At 62.5% G+C, this 6225-nt stretch carries 8 protein-coding genes; 5 read left to right on the forward strand and 3 right to left on the reverse strand.

Translation table 11 applies throughout. From position 1 onward, the window contains the following. Window positions 1-163: 163 nt before the first annotated feature. Together NBW84_RS12175 and NBW84_RS12180 are read left to right on the forward strand one after the other, a co-directional pair. Window positions 164-493 carry a type II toxin-antitoxin system Phd/YefM family antitoxin gene (locus NBW84_RS12175; protein ID WP_250284623.1) on the forward strand — a complete coding sequence of 110 codons (330 nt, stop codon included), beginning with the start codon at window positions 164-166 and terminating at the stop codon, window positions 491-493. Beyond that, window positions 490-759 carry a type II toxin-antitoxin system RelE family toxin gene (locus NBW84_RS12180; RefSeq protein WP_250284624.1) on the forward strand — a complete coding sequence of 90 codons (270 nt, stop codon included), beginning with the start codon at window positions 490-492 and terminating at the stop codon, window positions 757-759. Before NBW84_RS12175 ends, NBW84_RS12180 begins: the two co-directional genes overlap by 4 nt. Before the next feature lie 335 nt (window positions 760-1094). Here the strand turns inward: NBW84_RS12180 and NBW84_RS12185 are convergent, their stop codons facing one another. Continuing rightward, entirely contained in the window at window positions 1095-1739 is a 645-nt protein-coding gene (locus NBW84_RS12185) for an ATP-binding protein (RefSeq protein WP_445548700.1), read from the reverse strand. 683 nt (window positions 1740-2422) lie between these two features. Here NBW84_RS12185 and NBW84_RS12190 point away from each other — a divergent pair. From NBW84_RS12190 to NBW84_RS12200, 3 genes are all read left to right on the forward strand, one after another. Further along, window positions 2423-3313 carry a helix-turn-helix domain-containing protein gene (locus NBW84_RS12190; protein WP_250284626.1) on the forward strand — a complete coding sequence of 297 codons (891 nt, stop codon included), beginning with the start codon at window positions 2423-2425 and terminating at the stop codon, window positions 3311-3313. Next, window positions 3310-3522 carry a DUF397 domain-containing protein gene (locus NBW84_RS12195; protein ID WP_250284627.1) on the forward strand — a complete coding sequence of 71 codons (213 nt, stop codon included), beginning with the start codon at window positions 3310-3312 and terminating at the stop codon, window positions 3520-3522. The genes NBW84_RS12190 and NBW84_RS12195 overlap by 4 nt, the downstream gene beginning before the upstream one ends. Window positions 3523-3764: 242 nt before the next feature. After that, complete coding sequence (locus NBW84_RS12200; RefSeq protein ID WP_250284629.1) at window positions 3765-4511, forward strand: hypothetical protein; 747 nt, start codon at window positions 3765-3767, stop codon at window positions 4509-4511. Here NBW84_RS12200 and NBW84_RS12205 read toward each other — a convergent pair. Both NBW84_RS12205 and NBW84_RS12210 read right to left on the reverse strand, forming a co-directional pair. Then, the gene (locus NBW84_RS12205; RefSeq protein WP_250284631.1) at window positions 4502-5368 is read right to left on the reverse strand and encodes an aldo/keto reductase; all 867 of its coding nucleotides are present in this window, start codon (window positions 5366-5368) and stop codon (window positions 4502-4504) included. The two genes, NBW84_RS12200 and NBW84_RS12205, sit on opposite strands and share 10 nt — an antisense overlap. Continuing rightward, the coding region (locus NBW84_RS12210) for a cupin domain-containing protein (RefSeq protein WP_250284633.1) at window positions 5302-6225 on the reverse strand (924 nt) is incomplete at its 5' end. The genes NBW84_RS12210 and NBW84_RS12205, both read right to left, overlap by 67 nt.

Genomic DNA, 6225 nt, shown 5'->3' on the forward strand with positions numbered 1-6225 from the left:
TACGACGCCGTCCTCGCCGCCAAGACCGACCGCCAGCAGACCGACCGCGAACACAACGATCGGTGACATAAAGATCCAGGACACGCAATCGTAGATCATCGACGGGGTGGGGCGGTGAGCGCTAACTACCAGAGAAGATCGACACAAGTGTGTCGGAGCGGCGGTGACGGCTTCGTGTGTACACAATTTCGGGTACGCTTCCGGTGTGGACGACAGCCAGAACGAGCTGAGCGCAAGGGATGCCCGCGCCCATTTCGCCGAGGTCATCACGCGCGCCCAGAGCGGAACACCCACCGTCATCACGCGCAACGGCCAAGCCGTGGCCGCGGTCGTCCCCATCGAGGATTTCAACGCTCTCGAGGACGCCGTCGACCGGTACTTCGCCCGGGAGGCCGACCGCGACCTGGCGGAGAACCCCGACGCCCCCACCTACAGCATGGCCGAGGCCATCGCCGCGATCTTCGAGGACGAGCCCGACCAGGGCGTCGCGTGAAGTACGCGTTCCGGTGGCGCGAACGGGCGGTCCGGCAGCTACGGGCCATCCCGCAACCGGCCGCGCTGACAATCCTGCGGGCCCTTACCCCGCTCGGGGACGACCCGCGCCGCCCGGACGCGAACGTCCGGAAACTCGCCGGCTACGAGGACCGCTACCGGCTGCGGGTCGGCGACTACCGGATCATCTACGACATCGTGGACGGGCAGCTCATCATCCTGATCGTGGGAGTCGGCCACCGCCGAGAGATCCACCGGACGATGTGACCTGCATCCACCATGATCCGCTCTCAGTCGTGGCCCGCGATCCGGCGCCGGCTCAAGGCCCTGCGCGGGGCGGGGGCTGGCGAGACCGAGGACGGCTGAGGCTGCCGCGTCAACCTGGTGACGGGCGGTCGTGAGGTCGCTGGCTCCGGTTCGGTTGGCGTGGTCGTAGGTGTCCAGGGCGTCACAGAGCGCGGCCCATCGGCGGGAGGTGGGGTCGATCGGGGGGACGAACAGGCCGAGCACCTGCTCGATCTGGTGCGCGGGTGCCAGGTCGCGCATCCTGGCCAACAGCACCACGGGGCGCAGGTGCTCGGGCACGGCAGAGCGAGTGATCGTCATCGGTGCATGGCCCCCGGCTGGACGTCACGGTGGCGGGAACCAGTGTGCTGCTGGTCCTTCACGCTGTGCCCGGGAGACGGCCGATGCCAGTCGTCGAGTCCGCGAAGCCGGTCGATGACCCGTTGCAGGGTGGCCGGGTCGTTGTGGAAGGTGACCGGGGCGACGGGAGCTGGTACGGGCGCAGGTGACCGGCTCGGTAAAGCCGCAGCGCTGTCGGTGTGGACGGCCGGCGTCATCGCGGCCGGGAGCTGCGCCCACACCACCTTTCCGCCGGCCCGCGCCAGGTACCAGGCCCATCGCAGGCTCACCGCGTCCACCAACATCAGCCCGCGTCCACTTTCCTGGTCCGGATGCGCCACAGTGCGGGCTGGCGGAACGGTACTGGCGTCCCACATCTCCACCGTCAGCACCGCATCGCAGACGGTCAGCCGCAGCGCCACGACGTCATCCGGGCGACTGGCCTTCACGGCGTTGGATGCCAGCTCGCACACGACCAGTTCAGCCAGGTCGACGGAGACCGAACCGACAGACCATGCCGTGAGCGTGCGGACCGTGCTCATGCGTGTGTCAGGGACGGCGGCAGCGGTCGACGGGAAGTGCGCCACGGCTACCCGGATCACAGCCGAGGATGCGCCAGTCATACCGACCCCCGTGCGGCAGCCAGCGCGCACACAGTCGCCAAGCAGCCGATGATCACGCCGCTCACGGCCGTATGCACCCTACGGGCCGAACCTGCGCCATGCCGTCAGCGGCCGTGCCGAGGACGGGCAGGTCACAGTCCGGGAGAACGGCGAACTCGGCCCACGCCACCCGCTCGCAGCGAGTGTCCGACAGACGGCGACTGACCTTCGCCACCTGATCGCCAAGAGTCGGTGGGAGGCAGGTCCACGCCTGCCTCAGCCGCGCATGTACCCACTCATGAGCAGTGTCGCAGTCAAGGAACGCGCCAAGAGGTCGTCCATCCGCGTCCCGCACCACGAACTGGCGTTCGTCCATGGCCCCTCTCCATTCGATTGGCAACGGAAAGCCCGCGCCGTGCCTCCATCCCCCGTGCGGTGCCCGTGTCACGGACAGCAGCGCGTGGCAGACGCCGTCGAGAAGGGCGCCATGGCCACGCAGGGAGATGCGGCGTACGCCGCTTGCTACGTCACAGGAGTCAGGCGGCCACTCTCGGCACGCCTGCTGTCACGGAGAAGTCAAACATTACGAGGTATCAAAATGCAAGACTCACTATGCAATCTGAGATATGTTGATATTGTTGCGAAACAGCGATAGGAGTCTTTCATTTCGGGTGATGGACTACCCTCAAACCGAAGGAGGAGCGATGCCAGAAGGCACCACGACGACGGGCTCGACCGTGCCGCGCCGTCAGCTCGGCCGGTACCTGCGTGATCTTCGGAACCAGGCGAGGATGACCGTACGGGCGGCGGCACGGCGCTTGGAGTGGTCCGAGGCCAAGATCTGGCGCATCGAGTCGGGGCTGACCTCGCTCCGAAGCTTCGACGTAGAGATCATGTGCCGGATCTACGGTGCGCCTACAGATCTGACCGAGGCGCTGATGGGGCTCGCGAAGGAGACCAAGGCGCGCGGCTGGTGGCACAGCTATGGCGACGTCATCCCGGCATGGCTCGACCTGTACATCGGGCTCGAAGAGGCGGCCTCTCGCCTCTGGTGCTACCAGTCGGACCTCGTTCCCGGCCTTCTCCAGACAGAGGAGTACGCACGGACCCTCATCCGAGCGGAAGAACCCGGTGTCGAAGACGACGAAATAGACCGGCTAGTTCACGTCCGCATGGCCCGGCAGTCGTTACTGACCCGAGCGACCGACCCACCGCTGCTCAATATCGTTCTCAACGAGTCGATCCTGCATCGTCCCGTGGGCGGCCCGAAAGTGCTTGCCCAACAACTCGAACGAATCGCGGACGTAGACCGGCTGCCTAACGTCACGATCAAGATTATGCCGTTCAGTGCCGGCCTGCACGCGGGTGTCACGTCTGGACCGTTCGTCGTTCTTCGGTTCCCCGAGAACGGAACCGGACGAGCAGCGGAACCGCCAACGGTTTACGTGGAGGGACTTACCGGAGCGTTGTATCTAGAGAAAGATCACGAGGTGGCGCAGTACGAAGCTTCGTTCAGCGCGATGTGGGAATCCGCGGCGGAGCGGGACGCGAGCGCAAAGATACTCATTGACCGAGCTAGGAGTCTCGAATCATGAACAGCAGTTACGATCTTTCCGGCGCGGCGTGGCGCAAGAGCAGCTACAGCAACGCCAGAGGTGAATGTGTTGAGGTTGCATTCCTTGACGGCGGCCTTATCGCGCTACGGGACAGTAAGGACAATGGAACCGGCCCCGTACTGTTCTTCACCGGTGCGGAATGGTCGGCGTTCGTTCATGGTGTGACGGATGGAGAGTTCACCGCCTGACAGCCAATACCGCATCCGCAACACGCCGAGAAAACGCCACACGCGTCTTCACTATCGTTGCCCGTCCGCGTGGCACTCGAATAACGCGACCGGACGGGCAGGAAATCCGACCGAACTACGAGAAGAATAGGGCTTCCACCTTGCCGAACGTCCGCCCGAAACTGGATCTCAGGTCTGGGTCCTACGACGGTGTCTTGGAACGTGTCGAGCGGTCACTAGACGTCCACCTCGATCGAACCACAATGGTCCGCAAGCGGCGCTCAATCGGCCTCGCCAGTGATAAATATACCTGGGTTCGTGTTGAGGTTCGATCCCCGGATAAGGTAACCGGCCAGGGATGGAACGGAACAGAGACCTCGTCGATGCTTCATGGCGTGGCTCGCCCCGAATGGAGGCAAAGCATCTCCTGGAACGATTCCGATCAGGATCTGATGTGGAGAGCCGACGAGACAGATTTCGTCGCGGACCCTCCGGTCAAGCCCGGTGGCATCCTCACTGTCTATCCCGAGCTTTCCGAGAAGTGGTGGGCAACGCTGAGATCGTCACTGATCGCGCTTTCCGGACATTCGACCACTCGGCGCGCTACTCCTCACACCGAGAAAATAACACAAGCACGGGTGGACCTGACGATCAGCCGAGTCTTTGGTGGCAAGATCGACATGATGGTCGAGCAGTGGTCGGCCTCGCACGCCGACCTAAATTGGGCGAACCTCACAGCGCCGGAATGTATACTGCTCGACTGGGAGGACTGGGGAATGGCGCCGCGCGGTTTGGACCCAGCGAACCTATGGGTCAACAGCCTGGCGATTCCCGATCTGGCCGGCCGCGTCTACCAGGAGTACAGGGAGGAACTGGAAAGCAAGACCGGTAAGATCATGATGCTGTTTCTGTGTGCGGACATCGTCAGTGCACCCGCCTCGTACTCAGGGCCGCTTCACGAGCCGGCGCGCCAGGCTGTCGAAAGGCTCGTGGAAGACCTTCAGCTGTGAGACATTTTCTCACGGAGGAGTTGTCGATAGCGAGCGATCTGATCCGGGTCAACCTTTAGTGTTTCGGCTGACACGAGTTCTCTCATGTGGTCTATATTGCTAGAGCTCACGGATATTCGCGTTACTCTTGGTAGCTCGTATGACGCACGAAAGACGGCCTGCATATTTGAGCCGTGTTCATCTGGACAAAGAAAGGTGGCCGCTTTAATCCTCTTCCAGACGTCACGCGCGGCATCCCCGCCGAACGGGCTCATGCCCCACAGGCGGTCGGGCGGGACGCCCAGACGTTCCGCCGTCCGCTCACTAGCGTCGAGCTGGTCAGACGACACCGTCAGTCCGACGCGGATCATGAGCACATCTGGCGTGGGAGCCTTCGCGAAGGGATCATCATCAAGCACCTGGATCAACGGCCTCGTATCCCAGGACGATATTCCCCACGACGCGCACAGGCCCGCGGCTACCGCTTCGTTCAGCGCGGTGCATGCCGCATCCAAGCGGTCACGGGCGTGCGTGGGGTCCACTCGCACAAGAGACTTTTCAGGGTTGTGCAGAAAGACGACGTCTGGGGTACGTCCAAGATCGAAAACTGATTCCTCCACTGCACGGCGAAGCCGGTCGGGAGCGAGGGAGTGTGCTACCCGTCCGACCTCTCGAAAGAAGCCGACTTTTGTCGAGACGGAGAACATGGGCAGTAAATCACCCGCAGTGCTTGAGAGAATGTGATGCGAGTTGAATCCTTGATAGTTGTAACTGGTGTCCAGGGATCGAATGCCAGCCGTGAGGGCGTGCTCTAAAACTTGTCGTCTGTGGTCGGACCGATATAGCCCGAGGATAGTTCCGGGGTTAGTTCCGCGCATATGCCCTCCCTGACTAGTACTTCCCCAAGGCGCTCGCCGTCTACCCCCGTTTCGGATGATACGTAGTTGAGGCGCACAGGATTGCCCGACAAAAGCAGCTTAATTGCCGGCATCGCTTTCCTGGTGAAGATGATCCGTTTCTCTGCCGTTGCGACCGTCACTGTATCGCCTTGGATCTCTATTCGAGGTGGAAAATCAGTGACGCAGACGACTGCGGATAGTGGGCCAAATATGCCGACCGTGGATACGTGTCGACCTGGTGAGGTGGCATGCGCCACGGATGCCAAGTACTGGGCCGGCGGATGCGACGTAAGAAGACTCGACGCGGCATTGATAAGTGCCTCGTCCTCATTTAGGCGCTCTTTTTGTCCTTCTCCTGACTGATTCAGATCCTCTCGAAACACCTGCTCTTTGCGTGACTGGTCCACAAGCCAAGCTAGCCAATCCACGCCGGTTCGCTTCGTGAATCCAAAGGTAGCATGAAGACTGAACCCATCACCTTTACCGGTGCGGCTCGCCCGATGCCAGTGGCCCCGGGGAATATGCAGCACATCACCGGCCTTCACAGCGCCGGACCACGCGACGTCTTCGGGAGGCCCAACATTGGGTGCGGCGTCGCGGTACATGGGAGCACGGCGGGACGGGCCCCGGACCTCCCACTCTTTGTCACCAGCTAACTGCACGACGATGACGTCATGATCGTCCCAGTGCAGAGAGAAGCCCGCCGCGTCGCCCGTCGTGAGGTATACGTTCACCTGCACAGGTGTACGCAACCACCATTGAAACGCCCGGCACGCAACCTCTAGCGTCGAATCAAAGTGGTTCACCGCGTCCAACACCAGTGTGCAGCCGGATTG

Origin of the sequence: Protofrankia sp. CiP1_Cm_nod2 (assembly GCF_920664355.1) — a bacterium.
Classification (GTDB): Bacteria; Actinomycetota; Actinomycetes; order Frankiales; family Frankiaceae; genus Protofrankia.

Excerpts from the sequence above, each read along its gene's own strand:
- NBW84_RS12185 (WP_445548700.1), bottom strand. The coding sequence starts at position 1,739 with ATGACTGGCGCATCCTCGGCTGTGATCCGGGTAGCCGTGGCGCACTTC.
- NBW84_RS12190 (WP_250284626.1), top strand. The coding sequence starts at position 2,423 with ATGCCAGAAGGCACCACGACGACGGGCTCGACCGTGCCGCGCCGTCAG.
- NBW84_RS12195 (WP_250284627.1), top strand. The coding sequence starts at position 3,310 with ATGAACAGCAGTTACGATCTTTCCGGCGCGGCGTGGCGCAAGAGCAGC.
- NBW84_RS12200 (WP_250284629.1), top strand. The coding sequence starts at position 3,765 with ATGGTCCGCAAGCGGCGCTCAATCGGCCTCGCCAGTGATAAATATACC.
- NBW84_RS12205 (WP_250284631.1), bottom strand. The coding sequence starts at position 5,368 with ATGCGCGGAACTAACCCCGGAACTATCCTCGGGCTATATCGGTCCGAC.